This is a genomic window from Stenotrophomonas sp. GW821-FHT09E08 (genome assembly GCF_059416125.1).
Genome location: NZ_JBWKOO010000009.1, coordinates 86,616 through 104,407, shown reverse-complemented (window position 1 = coordinate 104,407; position 17,792 = coordinate 86,616). Strand labels below are relative to the sequence as shown.

The 17,792-nt window shown below is 64.8% G+C and carries 16 protein-coding genes; 7 read left to right on the top strand and 9 right to left on the bottom strand.

The genetic code is table 11. From position 1 onward, the window contains the following. Nucleotides 1–126: 126 nt before the first annotated feature. The 6 genes from AC07M7_RS13155 to AC07M7_RS13130 form a co-directional block, all read right to left on the bottom strand. On the bottom strand, nt 127–285 hold the full coding sequence (locus AC07M7_RS13155) for a hypothetical protein (protein ID WP_169050314.1): 159 nt from the start codon (nt 283–285) through the stop codon (nt 127–129). Between the two features lie 1,815 nt (nt 286–2,100). After that, entirely contained in the window at nt 2,101–2,430 is a 330-nt protein-coding gene (locus tag AC07M7_RS13150; RefSeq protein WP_253077978.1) for a hypothetical protein, read from the bottom strand. Nucleotides 2,431–2,577: 147 nt separating this feature from the next. Beyond that, complete coding sequence (locus AC07M7_RS13145; RefSeq protein ID WP_495207568.1) at nt 2,578–2,760, bottom strand: hypothetical protein; 183 nt, start codon at nt 2,758–2,760, stop codon at nt 2,578–2,580. Between the two features lie 88 nt (nt 2,761–2,848). Next, entirely contained in the window at nt 2,849–3,682 is an 834-nt protein-coding gene (locus AC07M7_RS13140) for a S1 family peptidase (RefSeq protein WP_495207567.1), read from the bottom strand. 131 nt (nt 3,683–3,813) lie between these two features. Then, nucleotides 3,814–4,683, bottom strand: a complete 870-nt coding sequence (locus tag AC07M7_RS13135) for a methylenetetrahydrofolate reductase (protein ID WP_136638024.1) — start codon at nt 4,681–4,683, stop codon at nt 3,814–3,816. Then, entirely contained in the window at nt 4,683–5,597 is a 915-nt protein-coding gene (locus AC07M7_RS13130; protein ID WP_046985536.1) for a LysR family transcriptional regulator, read from the bottom strand. Before AC07M7_RS13130 ends, AC07M7_RS13135 begins: the two co-directional genes overlap by 1 nt. A gap of 176 nt (nt 5,598–5,773) precedes the next feature. Between AC07M7_RS13130 and msuE the strand changes: the two genes are divergently transcribed. The 3 genes from msuE to AC07M7_RS13115 are packed head-to-tail and all read left to right on the top strand — an operon-like array spanning nt 5,774 to nt 8,466. Next, nucleotides 5,774–6,355, top strand: a complete 582-nt coding sequence (gene msuE, locus AC07M7_RS13125) for an FMN reductase (RefSeq protein ID WP_046985537.1) — start codon at nt 5,774–5,776, stop codon at nt 6,353–6,355. 58 nt (nt 6,356–6,413) lie between these two features. Then, complete coding sequence (locus AC07M7_RS13120) at nt 6,414–7,391, top strand: DUF1852 domain-containing protein (protein WP_495207566.1); 978 nt, start codon at nt 6,414–6,416, stop codon at nt 7,389–7,391. A 40-nt stretch (nt 7,392–7,431) separates the two neighbouring features. Next, the gene (locus tag AC07M7_RS13115) at nt 7,432–8,466 is read left to right on the top strand and encodes a methionine synthase (RefSeq protein WP_253077984.1); all 1,035 of its coding nucleotides are present in this window, start codon (nt 7,432–7,434) and stop codon (nt 8,464–8,466) included. Here the strand turns inward: AC07M7_RS13115 and AC07M7_RS13110 are convergent. Together AC07M7_RS13110 and AC07M7_RS13105 are read right to left on the bottom strand one after the other, a co-directional pair. After that, entirely contained in the window at nt 8,423–8,980 is a 558-nt protein-coding gene (locus tag AC07M7_RS13110; RefSeq protein WP_478473305.1) for a hypothetical protein, read from the bottom strand. The two genes, AC07M7_RS13115 and AC07M7_RS13110, sit on opposite strands and share 44 nt — an antisense overlap. 89 nt (nt 8,981–9,069) lie before the next feature. Continuing rightward, nucleotides 9,070–9,282, bottom strand: a complete 213-nt coding sequence (locus tag AC07M7_RS13105) for a hypothetical protein (protein ID WP_447781542.1) — start codon at nt 9,280–9,282, stop codon at nt 9,070–9,072. A 245-nt stretch (nt 9,283–9,527) separates the two neighbouring features. Between AC07M7_RS13105 and AC07M7_RS13100 the strand changes: the two genes are divergently transcribed. Next, nucleotides 9,528–10,775: an arsenic transporter gene (locus AC07M7_RS13100; RefSeq protein WP_495207565.1), complete on the top strand. Its 1,248-nt coding sequence runs from the start codon at nt 9,528–9,530 to the stop codon at nt 10,773–10,775. Between the two features lie 33 nt (nt 10,776–10,808). Here AC07M7_RS13100 and AC07M7_RS13095 read toward each other — a convergent pair whose 3' ends face one another. Further along, a complete protein-coding gene (locus AC07M7_RS13095; RefSeq protein WP_495207564.1) occupies nt 10,809–12,461 on the bottom strand; it encodes an ABC transporter ATP-binding protein in 1,653 nt (550 codons plus the stop codon). Nucleotides 12,462–12,574: 113 nt separating this feature from the next. Between AC07M7_RS13095 and AC07M7_RS13090 the strand changes: the two genes are divergently transcribed. Genes AC07M7_RS13090 through AC07M7_RS13080 form a run of 3 tightly spaced genes read left to right on the top strand, consistent with a single transcriptional unit; the run spans nt 12,575 to nt 17,789 of the window. Beyond that, nucleotides 12,575–14,965 (top strand): TonB-dependent receptor plug domain-containing protein, encoded by a 2,391-nt coding sequence (locus tag AC07M7_RS13090; protein ID WP_495207563.1) that lies wholly within the window; start codon nt 12,575–12,577, stop codon nt 14,963–14,965. Nucleotides 14,966–14,973: 8 nt separating this feature from the next. Next, nucleotides 14,974–16,437, top strand: a complete 1,464-nt coding sequence (locus AC07M7_RS13085; RefSeq protein ID WP_495207562.1) for a DUF3526 domain-containing protein — start codon at nt 14,974–14,976, stop codon at nt 16,435–16,437. Further along, nucleotides 16,389–17,789, top strand: a complete 1,401-nt coding sequence (locus AC07M7_RS13080) for an ABC transporter permease subunit (RefSeq protein ID WP_495207561.1) — start codon at nt 16,389–16,391, stop codon at nt 17,787–17,789. The genes AC07M7_RS13085 and AC07M7_RS13080 overlap by 49 nt, the downstream gene beginning before the upstream one ends. The last annotated feature ends 3 nt before the right edge of the window (nt 17,790–17,792 follow it).

Here is a 17,792-nt window from a genome sequence, read left to right as displayed (position 1 = left end):
ATGCGCACCATAAGGGCCTCCGCGTCCGTGCTTCTGTCATTCAACCTGCTCACACCCGTTACTCCTTCCACAGAAAGGGGGCAACGCAGGCCTGCGCCGCCCTCCTCCAACTACCTGCAGCCGAGATTACTTGTTCGGCTTGTGCGATCCATCCTTGTTGGCATGGCGGTCCTTGGACTCCTTGTCCTGAAGTTGCTGTGCCTGCTGCTGCTTCTGCTTCCCAGCGTCCGGTTCGGCAACCGCGGGCTTGTTCGAGTTCGAGGCGTCACGTTTAAAGTCATTCATGGTCTACTCCATCGCGATGGATTCACCGCATGAGCAGCATGCGCCCACCCCTGTTGTTCACAGGTCGCTTTCAGAGCGGAAAATGAACACCCCGCATGAACACCCCGTCGCCGCCAAAGCTCCAATGCATCCATGTGATGGCAATCCGAGTGGCATGCCTGGCAATGCAGGTCGCCGGACGTGGTTTGATCAACCGTTAACCTGCAGGTGCCACACTCCTGTCTCACGGCTCTTCCCAGGCGCGAAATGCTTCGCCCCCAAGTCCAGCCCCCAGACGGCTCGGCACATGCATCCTCCCAATGCCTTCAGGATCCACACGATCCAACTTCTTCTCGCGCGCAATGATGCAATCGTCCACCTCGAGCGGGTGCGATCAACATGCAAGAACTGTGGGCTGCGGTCCTCAATGACCGAGAGCGCGGGGCTCAGAGCGGGCCCGACAGGCACGACACTGACGTGCCCGGCTTGCGGGGCTACAGGGCTGATGGATGAAATGGAGATATGGCACCACTGGCTCGAGCAATGCCGGCGCCAATGATCTACCCGTCGCCCGGATGCCTTCCAGCCAGCGACCCCATCGTAAAGGCGTAACCTGCCTGTTCCAGAAGCGCCCTCATGCGCAGCTCAACACCGCGGGGTGAGCGCAGGCCGTTCGGTGCATAAAGGGCATACACGTAGCCAGCACCGTCAATGGTCTCGCGGCGTACAGCGCACTCGTTCGATTCAGCAGCTTCGCACCAGACGGACATCAGCCTCGCGGGACTGATCGACTGCCCGCTGCGAAGGCGAAAGAACAGCCAGCGCACCCCTGGCGGTCGAGCTTGATCCAGTCTGGCCATTGCGATTCCCGGATTCCTCTGCATGGATCACTGAGAACTCAGGGTCCAGACAAGTGTGCGCGGCTTTGGAGGAGCACAGTAGATCCGTGCCCTTGGAAGCCTCAAGCATACGCTCAGGCAATGTCAGCTCCGAATGCGACGCCTACCACGCTGACCCGTCGACTTTCCTCGCACATAGAAAAACGTGCATCTCTTCTTCCTGGACAGCCCTGAACGATTCCAACCAACTGAACGCTACCCCTCGATTCCCGATGGCTGCACCAAGCTTCTCAGTCAAGCACCGTGCACACTCCATTCCGCCATGGCTGGGCGCACAACAGAATCGGCAACACGCCATGGTCGTCGTCTTCTCTGGACGACACTGGAACATGATCTTCGTCATCAGACTCACAGCCTGGGACCGGGAGGACATGCCATTCCCCAATGAATGCGGAAGTAGCCGCGCCGAGCGCGACCTCTTCCTATGCCTTAGTGACGGATGTCACGGCCGGGATCACTCGGTTTCTCATGCCCGGAACTTGACTTGTCATGCTCATTGTCACCCTGCTGCGGTTGACAGTGCCCATCCATCCGTTATTCCGACGTGCGCAGATCCCTCCCGGATGAACGAGCGCCATGAACAGGCCTGGCCTGCGAAGGGGTGTACAGTGATCTCCCTGAAGGAGAACAGCAATGGAACGCACAAGAAGCAGGCACTACGTCGACGTAGACCGTGAACTCACCCACTGGGAAACCGCGTTCAACCTGGGCGCGCTACCCGCAGTCAATTTCCGGCACGAGGTTGCCCCGGTCATTCGGCTGGCGTGTGATATCTATGTCAGGAACCCTCATGGAACACGCTCAGCATGGCTCGAGGATCTGCAGGAACGGCTCGCCAAGCGTTCAAGCCTGCGCGGTAATCCCGGCGCGGCAGAAATCGCCACTGGATGCTGGATGCTTCTGTCCGTAACCGAGCCGTCCAATCGAAATGGCAACCTCAGGCATCGCCCTGTCGACTAGCCACATCATTTCCTTCTCGCATCAACTGGTCGTTCAGTACGTGCACAATGGACATGACTGCGCTTGCCAGTCCGCGGGCGTCGCTGATTGACCCATAGAAGAAGATCTTCGAGCCCTCGACACGGACTTCGGCCAGTGAGAGTTGAGATGCCAGGGCTTCGCACTTCATGACGAACAGCTCCGTCCATCGCGCACCGGGCTCCAGATCCAGCAGAGCGGTAATTGCTTCGTCCGCGGACAAGTCCACATGCTCACGTAGTTGTGGCACATCGAAGCCGATGATTCTGGGAAGCATCGAGGCGCTCAAGCGTCGGCCCTCTGGTTGATCATCCTGAGTATCCGCCAAGTGGTGCCTGCCAGGTAGGCCCTCGGAGTGAACGGTTCATCCCCCTCGTCCATGCGCCAATGTCCTGGGGCTTGGCGCTTGACGAGACGCGTCACGGCCAGATCAAGCTCAGCCTGCGGCCTCCAGCCCATTGCCCGCCGCGTCCAGTCGCCACGAAGCCAGGTGGCGGCAGTACTTGCCAGTAACACTTCCCCCCGGCTTCATGGCGGCGATGCCGCGCGTGACAAGAATGGCGGGAAGCAGCCAGACCCAGGTCGGCGTCTGCGAGGCGTGTTGCTGCAGCATGTTCACGGCCAGTCCCCTTGGTAAGTGGCGGTGCGGCGTCATCGCCATGGCGCTCACTATTCGCACTCACGCGCCCTGCAGCCAGTGGCAGCTGTCAGTCATTGGGGGTTGCTGGGCGGTGACCGGGCGCACCGAGGGTGCTCTCGATCCAATCCACATAACGCGATACCCGGACGTTGTGCACCACCTGGCCATAGAAGCCGGCTTCAAGGGCATGCTCGGGAACAGCGGTGATCCAGGAGCCCAGGCCAACCAGTTGCCAGACGCCGTGATCCTCGATCACCAGTGGACCGCCGCTATCGCCGCTGCCCAACACGCCTTCAAGTGGCAGACCTTGCGGCGGGGCATCGAACCGATACCAGAGATAACGATCATTGCCACCGGTAATCGCGTTGTATGCCCGACGCAGCTTGGTGCGGTGCGGTCCGCCCGGTACCAGTCCCATCGCACCGTTGCCGGTGGCGCCCTTTCCGATCAAAGCGGCGACCTGCGCGACCTCGGCACTGCCGCGATACAGCACGACGGGCTGCACATCGTTCACGGGCGCTGCGAGCCGGATCAGTGCAATGTCATCCGATGTGGCCAGGAACGCGTGTATCTTCGCCGGGCTCCCTGTCGCCAGCGCCTCCTTGTCCAATGCGTCGGGCATTCTCCTGTAGCCGGGATGCACGACCACGCGCTCCACGCTGTAGTCCTTGCCATTGAGGGCGATGGTCTGCCCCATCCCCTCCATCGGTGCGGCATGCGCTGCCGTCAGCACCCACTGCGACGCGATCAGAACGCCCTGCCCTTCGCCCGGCATGTCGGCCAGGGCAGGAAACTCGGTTCCATCGATCCGGTATCGGGCATCGTCCACATCGTGACGGATGACCACCGCTCCAGCAGCGAACGGCAGCGCGGCAAGCGCCAGGAACAGCCAGCGAACCATGGGAGCCTCGTCCTTGCGGTCAGTTGCTGCAAGCCTAGCTGAACACGTGGATGCTCAGCAGGCCATGTGACCAAGGCCCCGTACTGGACGACGAACACAGGGAAACTGGTTGCGGAACCATGGGCACGGCATCAGCGGCCGGTGACAGAGGCACGCCGCCGGTACTGCTCAATCCACTCCAGCGACGGCACAATGCCACCAAAAGGGAACAGATGCGGGCTGACCTGGCCATGGGTGTTCTCCAACCCATTTACCAGCCTATCAACGAAAACCTCTGGTCCTGCCGTTCCCAGCAGCCGGCCGATCGAGATGCCGTACCGGGCCAGCATCGATGCGCTGGCCCCCACGCCGCACATCGCGGCGTAGCGCAGCAGCCGCGCGATACTCGCCGGCCCCGGCACGCCGACCAGCACCGGAGCGGTGATGCCGCGGGCACGCAGCGCATCCAGCCAGGCCAGAACGACACCGGCATCGAAGCCGAACTGGGAGATGATCAGCGGCGCCATGCCCCGCGCCTCGATGGCCTGGCACTTGCGTTCCAGCACGCGCCACCGATCCTCGGCGTTCATCACCGGATGCCCTTCCGGATGCCCGCCCATGGCAACAACCTTGATGCCGCAACGCTCAAGAAGACCGGTTTCGATGATCGAAGTACTGTCGGCATACGGCCCGGCGGGCGTGGAAAGATCACCCGCGATCAGCAGGCACTTCGCTACCCCGGCTTCGCTGGCGGCACGCTCCATGAACCGCTCAAGCGCTGCACGCGACCCGATGCGGCGGGCAGAGAGATGTGGCATCGGCTCGAAGCCAAGCTCGCGCACCGTGCGTGCCGCCGCCAGCCGGGCATCGTCGTCCTCGCTCGCCAGATAGGGGATCGAGATCGTCGTTCCGGGGGCGATGCGGGCCGCCTCGGCGCGCAGTGCCGGCATGGTCTTCGCGCTCACTTCCAGCGAAAACGCGTTGATGAAGGCCTCCGCCCGGTCAGGCGTGCGTGCAGACATCAACCGCCCCCGCGCGCGTTGCTGGCAACCGGCGTGCTGTTACGCGCCAGTTCGACGAAGGCCTGCAGGTAGTCGATACCCGTATCGGCCTCACGTGCGCCCAGGTAGATCTGCTTGGGGATGCCTTTCGCACCCAGGCGCACCGGCACCACGTCCATGCGCGCGGCATACTCCTCCACCAGCCAGCGCGGCATGGCAGCCACGCCGCGACCGCTGGCCACCATCTGCATCATGATGTCGGTGGTTTCGATGGTCTTGTGGCGCCGCGGTGTGATGCCCGCCGGCAGCAGGAACTGGTTGTAGATGTCCAGGCGCTCGAACGGCACCGGGTAGCTGATCAGCACTTCCTGGCCAAGCTGGCGTGGTTTTACGTGATCCACCTTGGCCAGGGCGTGGTTCCTGGCCACCACCAGAACCTGCTCGTAGTCGAACACCGGCACGAACTTCAGCCCCGGCTTCAGCAGCGGGTCCGGCGTGACCAGCAGGTCGATCTCGTAGCCGAACAGCGCGCCGATGCCGCCGAACTGGAACTTCTGCTTGACGTCCACATCCACGTCCGGCCACGCGGCCAAGTACGGCGAGACGATCTTCAGCAACCACTGGTAGCAGGGATGGCATTCCATGCCGATGCGCAGTGCACCGCGCTCGCCCTGGGCGAACTGGCCCAGCCGCTCCTCGGCCAGGTCCAGCTGCGGCAGCACCCGATTGGCCACCGCCAGCAGGTATTGCCCGGCCTGGGTCAGGCGCAGGCTGCGGCCTTCGCGCAGCCAGACATCGGTGCCCAGCTGCTGCTCCAGCTTCTTCATGCTGTGGCTGAGCGCCGACTGGGTCAGGTTGAGTACACCGGCCGCGGCGGTGAGCGAGCCCTGCTGCTCGACCTGCTGCACGATGCTGAGGTGGATCCGTTCCAGCATGACGATGAATACCGCTCATGGATTGGTGAAGTAATACCATTTTACGTCATGGAAGGGCGTGACTAGGATCGGGTCATGCCTTCGGTTGCCTGCCAGCCCGGTCACCTCGCCGGCCTGCAGGACTGCGCCCCCGCAGATCGCCCGAAGGAGCTCCCTCCCCTGCTGAAAGCGAACAGATGACCCGCCCCCTCCGTATCGTCGCCGTTTCCGGCGGGCTGCAGCGCCCCTCCAGGGCTGCGACCCTGGCTGAGCACCTGCTGGACCTGATCGGCGAGGACGTTGCCTGCGAGCCGCACCTGATCGAGCTGGGCGAACTGGCGCCGCAGCTGGCCGGTGCGCTATGGCGCTCGCAGCTGCCCGAGGGTGTCGAGCGGCAGCTGGTGGCCGTTGAACAGGCAGACGTACTGGTGGTTGCCACGCCGGTCTACCGCGGCTCGTACACCGGCCTGTTCAAGCACTTCTTCGACTTCATCCACCAGGATGCGCTGGTCGACACCCCCATCCTGCTGGCCGCCACCGGCGGCAGCGAGCGCCACGCACTGGTGATCGACCACCAGCTGCGGCCGCTCTTCAGCTTCTTCCAGGCCCGCACCCTGCCCCTGGGCGTGTACGCCACCGACCGTGATTTCGCTGATGGCCGCGTGCACAACGACGCCCTGATCCAGCGCGCACGGCTGGCGGTGCAGCGGGCGATGCCCCTGCTTGCCCTGTCCCATCGCGCAGCGCCTGCCAATGCCGAGGCCGCTGCAGTCCTTTGAATGCCGAATGCCAGCGACCCGCATTCGGATGTCACCCCCGCAACCCGGAACGCCGCCCATGACGACCGAGAACTTCACCTTCAGCATCACGCGCATCCCCTTCAACGAGGACTACCAGCCCGCTGACGGCACGCGCATCACCACCAACTTCGCCAACCTGGCTCGCGGCGAGTCCCGCCGGGAAAACCTGCGCAACACGATCAGCATGATCAACAACCGCTTCAACGATCTGGCGCACTGGGACAACCCGAGTGCAGACCGTTACGCTGTTGAGCTGGACATCATCTCGGTGGAGATGCACATCGATGGCGGTGATGGCAGCGATCCGTTCCCGCTGATCGAAGTGCTGCGCCCGACCATTGTCGACACGCGTACCGGCGCTCGCACCGAGGGCATCGTCGGCAACAACTTCTCGTCCTATGTGCGTGACTACGATTTCAGCGTGGTGCTGCCGGCCAGCAATGAGGGCAAGGCCACCTTCGGCATTCCGGAAGGCTTCGGCGACCTGCACGGCAAGCTGTTCCATCACTTCCTGGAATCGGAGGCCTACCGTGCCAACTTCAGCAAGGGGCCGGTGATCTGCATCAGCGTCTCCAGCAGCAAGACCTACCATCGTACCGAGAACCACCATCCGATCCTGGGCGTGGAGTACCGCCAGGGCGAGTTCTCCCCCACCGACCAGTACTTCGACAAGATGGGCCTGCAGGTGCGCTACTTCATGCCGCCGGGCAGCGTCGCGCCGCTGGCGTTCTACTTCCAGGGCGACCTGCTGGGCGATTACTCGAACCTGGAACTGATCGGCACCATCAGCACGATGGAGGCGTTCCAGAAGATCTATCGCCCGGAGATCTACAACGCAAATTCCGTGGCCGGCAAGGTCTACCAGCCCAGCCTGAAGCACCAGGACTATTCGTCCACCCGCATCGTCTACGACCGCGAAGAGCGCAGCCAGCTGGCGGTCAAACAGGGCAAGTTCACCGAAGAACACTTCATCAAGCCGTACCGCGCCGTGCTTGAGCAGTGGGCTGCCCGCTGATCCATTGATTTCCCATTCGCCCCTCAGGACACAAGACGCAATGTCGACGAAGAAACTGCTCCCCACCTCCACCGCCGGCAGCCTGCCCAAGCCCTCCTGGTTGGCAGAGCCCGAAAAGCTCTGGTCGCCCTGGAAGCTGCAGGACGAAGGCCTGACCGAAGGCAAGCAGGATGCCCTGCGCCTGTCCCTGCAGGAGCAGCAGCACGCCGGCATCGATATCGTCAGCGACGGTGAGCAGACCCGCCAGCACTTCGTCACGACCTTCATCGAGCACCTGAACGGCGTCGATTTCGAGAAACGCGAAACCGTGCGCATCCGCAACCGTTACGACGCCAGCGTACCAACCGTAGTCGGCGCCGTGAGCCGCCCGAAGCCGGTGTTCGTGGAGGATGCGAAGTTCCTGCGCCGGCAGACCACGCAACCGATCAAGTGGGCCCTGCCCGGCCCGATGACCATGATCGACACCCTGTACGATGCGCACTACAAGAGCCGCGAGAAGCTGGCCTGGGAATTCGCGAAGATCCTCAACGAGGAAGCGAAGGAGCTGGAAGCCGCTGGCGTCGACATCATCCAGTTCGACGAGCCCGCCTTCAACGTGTTCTTCGACGAAGTGAACGACTGGGGCGTGGCCGCGCTGGAACGCGCGATCGAAGGGCTGAAGTGCGAGACCGCCGTGCACATCTGTTATGGCTACGGCATCAAGGCCAACACCGACTGGAAGCAGACCCTGGGATCGGAATGGCGCCAGTACGAGGAGTCTTTCCCGAAGCTGCAGACCTCCAACCTCGACATCATCTCGCTGGAATGCCACAACTCGCACGTACCGATCGATCTGATCGAGCTGGTACGCGGCAAGAAGGTGATGGTCGGCGCCATCGACGTGGCCTCCAGCAAGGTGGAGACGGCTGAGGAAGTGGCCAACACCCTGCGCAAGGCGCTGCAGTTCGTGGATGCCGACAAGCTCTACCCGAGTACCAACTGTGGCATGGCACCACTGGCGCGCGAGGTGGCACGGGGCAAGCTGCAGGCGCTCAGCGCAGGGGCGAAGATCGTGCGCGAGGAGCTCTCGGCGTAGCCCCGGCCGGGAACACCCTCCCATCCGGGCGTCGGGTTGACGGAGCCTGGCCTGGTATCGGCCAGGCTCCACCCCGCCCCGGCACCTCGGCCTTGGTCAGCATCGCTGAGGGCCTCGACGCCAGCGCCTCCTTGATCCGGCCCATCTCGTGCGACCCAGCCTCGGCCAGGCGCCGCGCCTGCTGCCGCTGCTGCCGCGTGGACGTCATTGGAAGTGGAGTAACGGCATCTACCAGCCGCGCCACCGCATCGCGCAACCGCAACTGCGGGCAGAGCCGGGCGGCGCACCAGCGCTCGGCGTAGCGCTTGGCCTGCCGAGCATTCGCGGCGGCCACCACCTTGGGCTGGGGTGATTTCCGCACGTCCAGGAGCAGGCGGAAACCCAACACGGCATGCGGCACGATGATGGCCACGGAGCGGCCGTTCCACCACAGATCCCAGCGGTCACCGCTTTGCACCCAGCCGGAGGGCCGGGTGGCCGTCATGAAATCTGCAGGGTCGGAAGGCGAATGCATGGCCGGAAGAATACGATTGGCCGTCGCACGGACTGAGATTGCGGGTGGCCGAAGCAACGCTGCAGCTTCAGCTCCCAGCTACGGCCTCTTCACCACTGTGGCCCTAGCAGCTTCGCCACCTCGGTTTCGAGCTTCTTTGCGGCTTCGGCCTGCGAGGCCACCTTGATGCACAGCCCGGACTGCGCGGGACCCGGAGTCAACTGGTAGCGGTTGATGGTGCCGCCGCCGTCGTCATCCAGCTCCACCCGGGCCACCAGGGTTCGGCCGTTGGCATTGAAGATCCAGTCCCGGTACTCGGACATCGTTGATTCCACGCTTGGCGCCATGAGTGGCTTTCACTCTAAGCGGAGCGGCGGTGAAGAGCGCCCGAAGAAGACGTTCGCGGAGCGTCGGTGCCAGGGGCGCGCGGCAAGCTGCCGAGCATGGGTTCGGCTCTACAGCTCGGGTGCAGCTCACGGAGTATGATGCCGCCTTCCCCGAACTGCCGTGATTGCAGCGGGCGCGTTCCTGCGAGGTACGCGTCGGCGCCGTTGAGACACCCCGCCCGATGCTCGCTTCCTACTCCTCTTTCCTCATCTGGGTGGCGGTGGCCATGGCCACCGTCGGCCTGCTGTTCCGGCCATTCCGCATTCCGGAGTACGTGTGGGCACTGGGGGCTGCCCTTCTGCTTCCACTGCTGGGAGCGGTGTCGTTCGGCACGACCTTGCACGCGGTGGCCGAGGGGCGCGATGTCTATCTGTTCCTGGTCGGCATGATGGTGCTGGCCGAGCTGGCCCGCCGCGAAGGCCTGTTCGACTGGCTGGCGTTGTACGCGGTCCGCCATGCGGGTGGCTCGGGACGACGCCTGTTCGACCTGGTGTTCCTGGTCGGCACGCTGGTGACCGTGTTCCTTTCCAACGATGCCACGGCGGTGGTGCTGACCCCGGCGGTCTACGCCGCCTGCAAGGCCGCCCGCGCCAACCCCCTGCCCTATCTGTTCGTCTGTGCGTTCATCGCCAACGCGGCCAGCTTCGTGCTGCCCATTTCCAACCCGGCCAACCTGGTGGTGTACGGCCAGCACATGCCCCCGCTGACGCAATGGCTGGCACAGTTCGCGCTGCCGTCGCTGGCCGCCATCGGTGCCACCTACCTGGTGCTGCGCTGGGTGCATCGGCGCGAGATCGCGCAGCCACTGGTGGCAGCCCCGGAATATCGCCCGCTGACCGAAGGCGGCCGGCTCAGCGCACTGGGCGTGCTGTTCACCGGCACCGTGCTGCTGGTGACCTCCGCGCTGAATGGCCCGCTCGGCCTGGCCACGTTCTGCGCAGGCACGCTGAGTGTGGCAGTGGTGGCGATGCGTCAGCGCAGCAGCCCGCTGCCGCTGCTGCGCCATGTGTCCTGGGGCGTGCTGCCGCTGGTGGCCGGCCTGTTCGTACTGGTGGAAGCGGTGGCCCATACCGGCGCCATCCAGACTGCAGCGAGCGCACTGCAGGCCGTTGCGCAGGCTTCCCCGCACCAGGCCAGCTGGCTGGCCGGTGGTGCGGCCGCGCTGCTGAGCAACGTGGCCAACAATCTGCCGGTCGGCTTGGCGGCAGGCTCGCTTGGCCAGATGGCCGACCTGCCGGCGCAGACCCGCGCCGCGCTGCTGGTGGGCGTGGACCTGGGGCCGAACCTGTCGGTAACCGGCTCGCTGGCCACGATGCTGTGGCTGGTAGCGCTGCGCCGCGAGGGCGAGCATGTCAGCGCGCTCGACTTCCTGCGCGTCGGTGCGCTGGTGATGCCGCCTGCGCTGATCGGGGCGCTGTTGCTGCTCTAGTCGGGCAGGGTTCGGTCGCCATGACCAAACCGCTCAGCGATCACCCTCGAGATCAATCACCCGGTCAGTCGGGCTCACGATGCCTCGCCGATGGGTGATGGCCACCACGGTTACATCATTCGCAAGTGCGCGGATGTGGTCCATGATCTCGCGCTCGGTGGCTTCATCCAGCGCGGAGCTTGCCTCGTCCAGGAACAGGATCGCTGGCTCGCCATACAGTGCACGGGCTATCGCGATGCGCTGGCGCTCGCCGCCGGACAACTTCAGGCCACGCTCGCCCACCGTCGTTTCAAGGCCCTCGGGCAGCGCCTCGATCAGCGGCAGGATCGAGGCCTTGCGTGCGGCATGCCGCAGCCGATCATCGTCACGCGCGCGCCCCAGCAGGATGTTGTCGGCCAGGCTTTCGTTGAGCAGGATGACATCCTGCGGAACCACTGCGACGGCGGCATGCCACGCCGCACGGTCGATCCGGGACAGGTCAACACCATCGACCAGGATCCGGCCACGCTGGGGATCGATCGAATTCAGGGCAAGCTTGAACAGCGTCGACTTCCCTGCCCCGGTCGGCCCGATCAGGAAATTGATGCCGCCACGTCCGGCCTCGAAGGAGACATCGCTTACCCCGCGACCGTTGCCATAGCGGTAGCTGACCCGCTCGAACGCCAGCCGGCCGCTTTCACCCGCAAAGCGCTGGGCATCGGCTGCCTGTCGCTCCTCGGGCGCTGCCCACAGGGTGGAAAGCGGGGCCAGCATGCTCCACGAGCGCGCGACGTCATCGATCGAACGGGCGATCATCTCGAACGGCATGTTGAGCTGGAGCAGCAGCAGGTTGAACAGGACGATGTCGCCGACGCTCAGGCCGCCGCTCTGGTAGCGCGGCAGCAACAGGTGGAAGGTAACGATGAACTCGACCGCCAGGCCGATGCCGAGCAGCACGATGAAGCCGATCCGCTGTAGTACGTAGGCGCGCCAGCTGTCGCGCACCTCCTGGGCCTTCTGCTCGAAGCGCTGCACCATCCAGGCGCTGCCGCCGAACTGGCGCAGCGTCTCCATGGCATTCATGGCATTGCCGACGAAGCGCGCGTTCTGCTGCCCGGCCTCGACTGCCGCTTCGCGATGGATGCGGGCACGCCGGGTAGCAATCGCGGAAACGGTGACAGCCACCATGCCGTAGACCAGCACGATCAGCACCACCTGCAGGTTGATCAGCGCGCCCAGCGTGATCAGGGTCAGCACAATCTGCAGCGCACTGGGAATGAAGGCCACCAACCCCAGCTGCACCACGATCTTCAGCGCGCCACGGCCTTTCTCCCCTGCTACTTGCAGCTCGGCGGCGTTGTAGTCCAGGAAGAAGCTGTTGGTCTTCTTCAGCAGACGGGCGAAGTAGCGGGTACTGGTGATGAAGCCGAGGTTCTCGCCGCTGAGGAACGACAGGTACTGCACCGTGTTCTGCAGGGCGCTGGCCGCGCCCAGGATGATGGCGTAGAGCAGGAATCCCCCCGCCAGGGCGCTGGCCCCGTCGATGGGCAACCGGTCGATCAGGCGCGAGAAAAGGTACGGCGCAGCAACGCTGGCCAGGCTGGACAGCAGGACACTGCCGGCGATGAGCAGCAGCAGCCTGCGGTCAGCCTTCCAGTACGCGCCCAGGATCTCAGCGACGGGTGGCGGAACAGCAGTCTTCTTCATCGGCCTTGTTCCGGCGTGGATTCAACCCTTGAATGATATGCTATAACATATCTATTCAGGAGCGGCGTAGCCACGTCGCAGGCCACTTTCGGATGGGATCGATGGATCGGGGAATGACGAACGTATCCGCTGCCGTGCCACGCGCACTCATGGCCCTCAGCATTGCCGCTGCACTGCTGGCCAGCCTGCCCGCACTGGCCCAGAACTTCGGCAATGACCGCGGTTCGAAAGCGGCAGGCGCAGCGCCCCAGGCACCGACTGCGACCCTGGACCAGGTGCTGGTGGTCGGCAGCAACATCCGCGATGCCATTGGCGGCGGCGCATCCCCGATCATCGTGATCGACAAGGACGCCATCGACCGCACCGGCGTGGCTACCGTGCAGCAGCTGTTCGAGAAACTGCCGCAGAACTTCGGCGGTGGCGCCAATGGTGCCAACGTCGCCAACCTTGGCGTCGACCGCGATACCGGCAACAACTTCGGCCAGGGCACCGCCATCAACCTGCGCGGCCTGGGAACCGGCACCACGTTGACCCTGATCAACGGCCATCGCGTGACCTCGTCGAACCGCTACCAGTACGTGGATGTCTCGCTGATACCGTTGAGCGCGGTGGAACGCGTTGAGATCCTCACCGATGGTGCCTCGGCCATCTATGGCACCGATGCGGTCGGCGGCGTGGTCAACATCGTCCTGCGCCGCGACTTCACCGGGTACGAAACTGCTGTGCGCTATGGCGCCGTCACCGCCGGCGGCATGGAAGAGTACCAGGCATCGCAGTCGGCAGGCTGGTCATGGGATGGCGGCCATGTGCTGGCCAGCTACGAGTTCCTGAAGCAGAGCAACCTGCCGGCAGTCGACAAGGATTTCTCGAAGAACGTGCGGGTCAAGCCGTACGACCTCTACCCGGGATCCAAGCGCCACAGCCTGTATGTGGACGGTGTGCAGCAGCTCAGCGATGTGCTGACCCTGAACATGACCGGCTCGTTCGCCAAGCGCGAGATGGATACCACCATTTCCGGCACCGCCGACGAAACCCGGTTGTTCCCGCACACGCGGCAGTTCGACCTGTTCGCCGGACTCACGCTGGATCTTCCGCGCGGGTGGCAGGCGCGCCTGGATTCGGGGTTCGGCAGGAGCGATGTGTCCTACCAGCGCACGACCATTACCGGCAGCTCGGCCAGTACCGCACCGCCCACCAATACCAACTCCGAATCGCGCTACCTGGACCTGGTCGCCGACGGCGAGCTGTTCACCCTGCCCGCCGGTGGGGTCCGCGCGGCATTCGGCGCGGGTTACCGCCGCGACGGCTATGAACTGATCGATCACCGCGGCCTGGAAAAGCCACTCGACCTGCAGCGCACCGTGAGGTCCGCCTTTGCCGAGCTCAACGTTCCGCTGCTGAAGGATCTGCCGGGCGTGCGCAGCCTGTCCCTGACCGCGGCAGCGCGCTACGACGACTACAGCGATTTCGGTTCCACGCTGAATCCCAAGTTCGGCCTGCTGTGGGAGGCGACCCAGGGGCTTTCGTTCCGCACCAGCTATGGCCGTTCCTACCGGGCGCCGGTGTACCAGGACATGCAGTTGAACAACACCGTGGTGGTGGCGAACGTGCCCAACCCAGGCGCGCCCGCTGGCAACACGATCCTGATGATGCTGTCCAACGGCAATCCGGATCTAGGGCCTGAGCGTGCCAAGACCTGGACCGGCGGCTTCTCGTTCGCGCCGCCGTCCGTGCCCGGCCTCAAGATCGACGCGAACTACTACCACATTGAATACGCTGACCGCATCGGCAGTGGTTTCGGCGGCAGCTTCCCGTCGCTGTTCCAGCAGTCAACCGCACCTTATGTAGACATCCTGACCACCAATCCCACGCAACAGCAGATCCAGCAGGCACGCCAGCTGGGCGTGTCTGGCCTGGGCCTGTTCGTCTCGCGCGTGGGGCCGTACGCGTTGCCGCCAAGCATGGACGAAACCAACAGCCAGGTGATCCTCGACAACCGCTTCCGCAACAACGCCTTTACCCAGCAGCGTGGTGTCGACTTCAGCGGATCCTATGGGTTCGACGCCGGCCAGATCCACATCGCGACGAGCCTGGCCGGGCAGTACATCATCGAATCAAAGCGTCGTGTGACCAGTACGTCACCCGAGGTGGATGCGGTGAATTCGGTGTACTACCCGGTGGACCTAAAGATGCGTGGCGGTGTCGCGCTGAGCCGGCAGCAGGCCGCGGCGGGGATCTTCGTGAACTACGTGGACAGTTACCGCGACCCCGCCAATGTCGCCCGGCCCCACGTCAGCTCCTGGACGACGGTCGATCTGAACCTCGCCTACCACTTCGGTGCATCGGCGGACCCGCAGCGTGGCACCTCGCTTGCGTTCAACGTGCAGAACCTGTTCGACCGGGATCCGCCGTTCGTCGTCAACAGCATCAATACCGGCTACGACCCCACCAATGCGACAGCGCTGGGCCGCTTCCTGTCCATGACGCTGACGCACCGCTGGTAGGCCCCCGCATGCGCGCCGACTCCCCTGCCCAGTCGCGGTCCGTAGTGGCCATCCAGCAGGCGTTCGCTGTCGCGGCAACCCAGCTCACGCTGATGTGGCGAGAGCGGCGCGTGCTGTGGCTCGCCCTCGCCCTCTTGTTCATTGCAGGTGCGTCGGTGCTCAGCGGTGCTGCACGCCTTACCCTGCAGGCGCAGGAGCGCCAGGCAATGAGCGAGGAAGAGGCGCGGCTCTGGGACAGCCAGGGCACGATCGACCCGCATAGCGCAGCACATGTGGGGCGTGCCATTGCTGCCCCGGTGCGGCCCCTGGCTGCACTGGACCCGGGGCTGACGGATTACCTGGGAACCTCGGTGTTCATCGAGGGCCACGCACAGAACCCGGCCAGGCACCGCGCCGTGGATGGCGGCACCGCACTCAGCCGCTTCGAGGGTTTCTCTGCGGCGTGGGCGCTGCAGGTCGTGGCGCCGCTGCTGATCATCCTGGCCGGCTTCGCCACACTGTCCGGCGATGTGGCCCGCGAGACGCTGCGCCAGGAACTCGGTACCGGCGCCTCGGCCGGCGTGCTGATCTCTGGACGCTTGATTGCCCTGGCGGCCGCCTCGCTGCTGCTGGTGATGGCCATGCTGCTGATCAGTCTTCCGGGGCTGTCCATCCAGTACGGCGGCGCCACGGATCTTGCCGCCCTGCTCGCACTGGCTACCGCCTACCTGCTCTATCTGCTGGTGTTCTGTGCACTAACCGTGGGGGTGTCGGCACTTGCCGGCTCGGCACGAACGTCACTGGTCGTGCTGCTGGGCTTCTGGGTGGTGTCCACACTGCTGCTGCCGAGGGTGGCGCCTGCGGTCGCCGAGTCTCTGTACCCGACTCCTTCGGCACCGTCGTTCAGGGCCGGCGTGACCGAGGAAGCGGAGAACGGCGTGGATGGCCATGACCCGGCCGACAAACGCCTTGATGCCCTGCGCGCCGCGTTGATGGCACGCTACCGCGTCGACAGCGTTGACGACCTGCCGCTGAACTTCCGCGGCGTGGCGCTTGAGTTTGCCGAGGCCAACTCGACGCGCGTCTACAATCGCCATTTCGATCGCCTGCATGCCACCTACCAGCAGCAGGACGCCATCCAGCGCCTGTTTGGCCTTGCCTCGCCGACACTGGCGCTGCAGTCCTGGTCGCGCGCCATCGCCGGCACGGATTTCCCGGCGCATCTGGCATTCCTGCGCGGCGTGGAGGACTACCGCTATCGGTTGATCCAGGCACTCAACCAGGAAGTAAAGCTGCACAAGGCACCACAGGGCGGGAAGCACGTGGCCGACATCGCCGGCATCACCCGGTCGGTGCAGTACCGGCCACCACAGCAGACCCTGGCTGGCATCGCTGCCGCGCAAGGCGTGAATCTCGCCATTCTGCTGGCCTGGCTGCTGCTGGGTTGCGCGGTGGTCGCCGTCTCGGCGCGGCGGCTGGGGAGATCGCCATGAGCGTTGCGTCGATTGCACGCTACGAGATCCGCCGATTGCTGCGTGATCGAGCGCTGCCGGTGCTGCTTGTCCTGCTGCTCGGGCTGGGTGCCTACGCCGCGTGGAACGGCCGCGCATGGGTGGACCAGCGCGAGGCGGCCATCGCCCTGATCAAGCAGGAAGAGCAACAGACGAAGGAGCGCAGCCGGGAATTCGTCGGCAAGGCGCCCTCGGTGCTGCCCCGCGCCCAGCCGGTGCTTCCGCCCGGCGCCATGGCAGCGCTGTCGATCGGCCAGGCAGACGCCTATCCGTACACCGCCGATGTGGTCGCGCTGGGCGATCCGACTCAGCTGCTCAAGCACGTCTGGGCCGACATCGGCAATCCGGCAGCACGGGCTGCGGGGCGGTTCGACCTGGCGTTCGTCATCGTCTTCCTGCTGCCGCTGGTCATTCTCGTCGTCACCCATGATCTGTGGTCCCGCGAGCGCGAGCGTGGCATCTCTGCGCTGGTGCTGTCGCAGCCGGTGTCAGCAACACGGCTTCTGGTGGTCAAGTTGCTGGCCCGTGGCCTGGCGGTGCTGCTGCCCGCACTGGCCATCATCCTCGCGGTGGCGATCGGGGCCGGCGCGCACAGTCCTGCGGGCCTGGCCGTGCTGGCGCTGACCGTCCTCCTCTACGGCGCGTTCTGGCTGGCCCTTGCACTGCTGATCGGTTGCCTTGCCCGGCGCACCACCGAGGCGGCCATCGCCGCTGGCGCGCTGTGGCTGCTGATCGTGGTCATGGCACCGTCGCTGACCCTGGCCACGGTGAACCTGATCGCGCCGCCGCCGTCACAGATGCAGTTCGCCACCGAAGTGAAAGCGATGCAGTCCGATATCGCCAAGCGCCAGCAACGTGAGCATGCGAACTCGGTGCCACTGGCTTCTTCGTCATCGCTCATCCCCGATACAGTGCGCCAGGCCTATGCCGACCGCGTTGCGGCCGACCGGGAACTGGCCCGTTTGATGGCCTCGCATGCGCAGGCCGAGGCCGCACACCGCCAGCTTCTGGACCGGCTGCGGCTGCTGCTGCCGGCCGTGGCAACGCAGGACGCGCTTGACCGAATCGCAGGCTCGGATGCCGACCGCGCGCTCGACTTCCAGCATCAGGTCCACACCTTCTGGCAGGCACGAAGGCTGTTGCACAAGGCCTATCTGGACCGTGACGCGCCGCAGACCCTTGAAGAGTACGACGCACTGCCCCGCTTCCAATACCGCGAGCACGTGGGCGTCGTCCGGTCCGGTGTCCTGGCCGATCTTGCTGCCTTGATCATCGCCACCCTGCTTGTCCTGCTTGCGGCCGGAGCACTGCGCAGCCGGCTGGCAACGCCCTGAGGA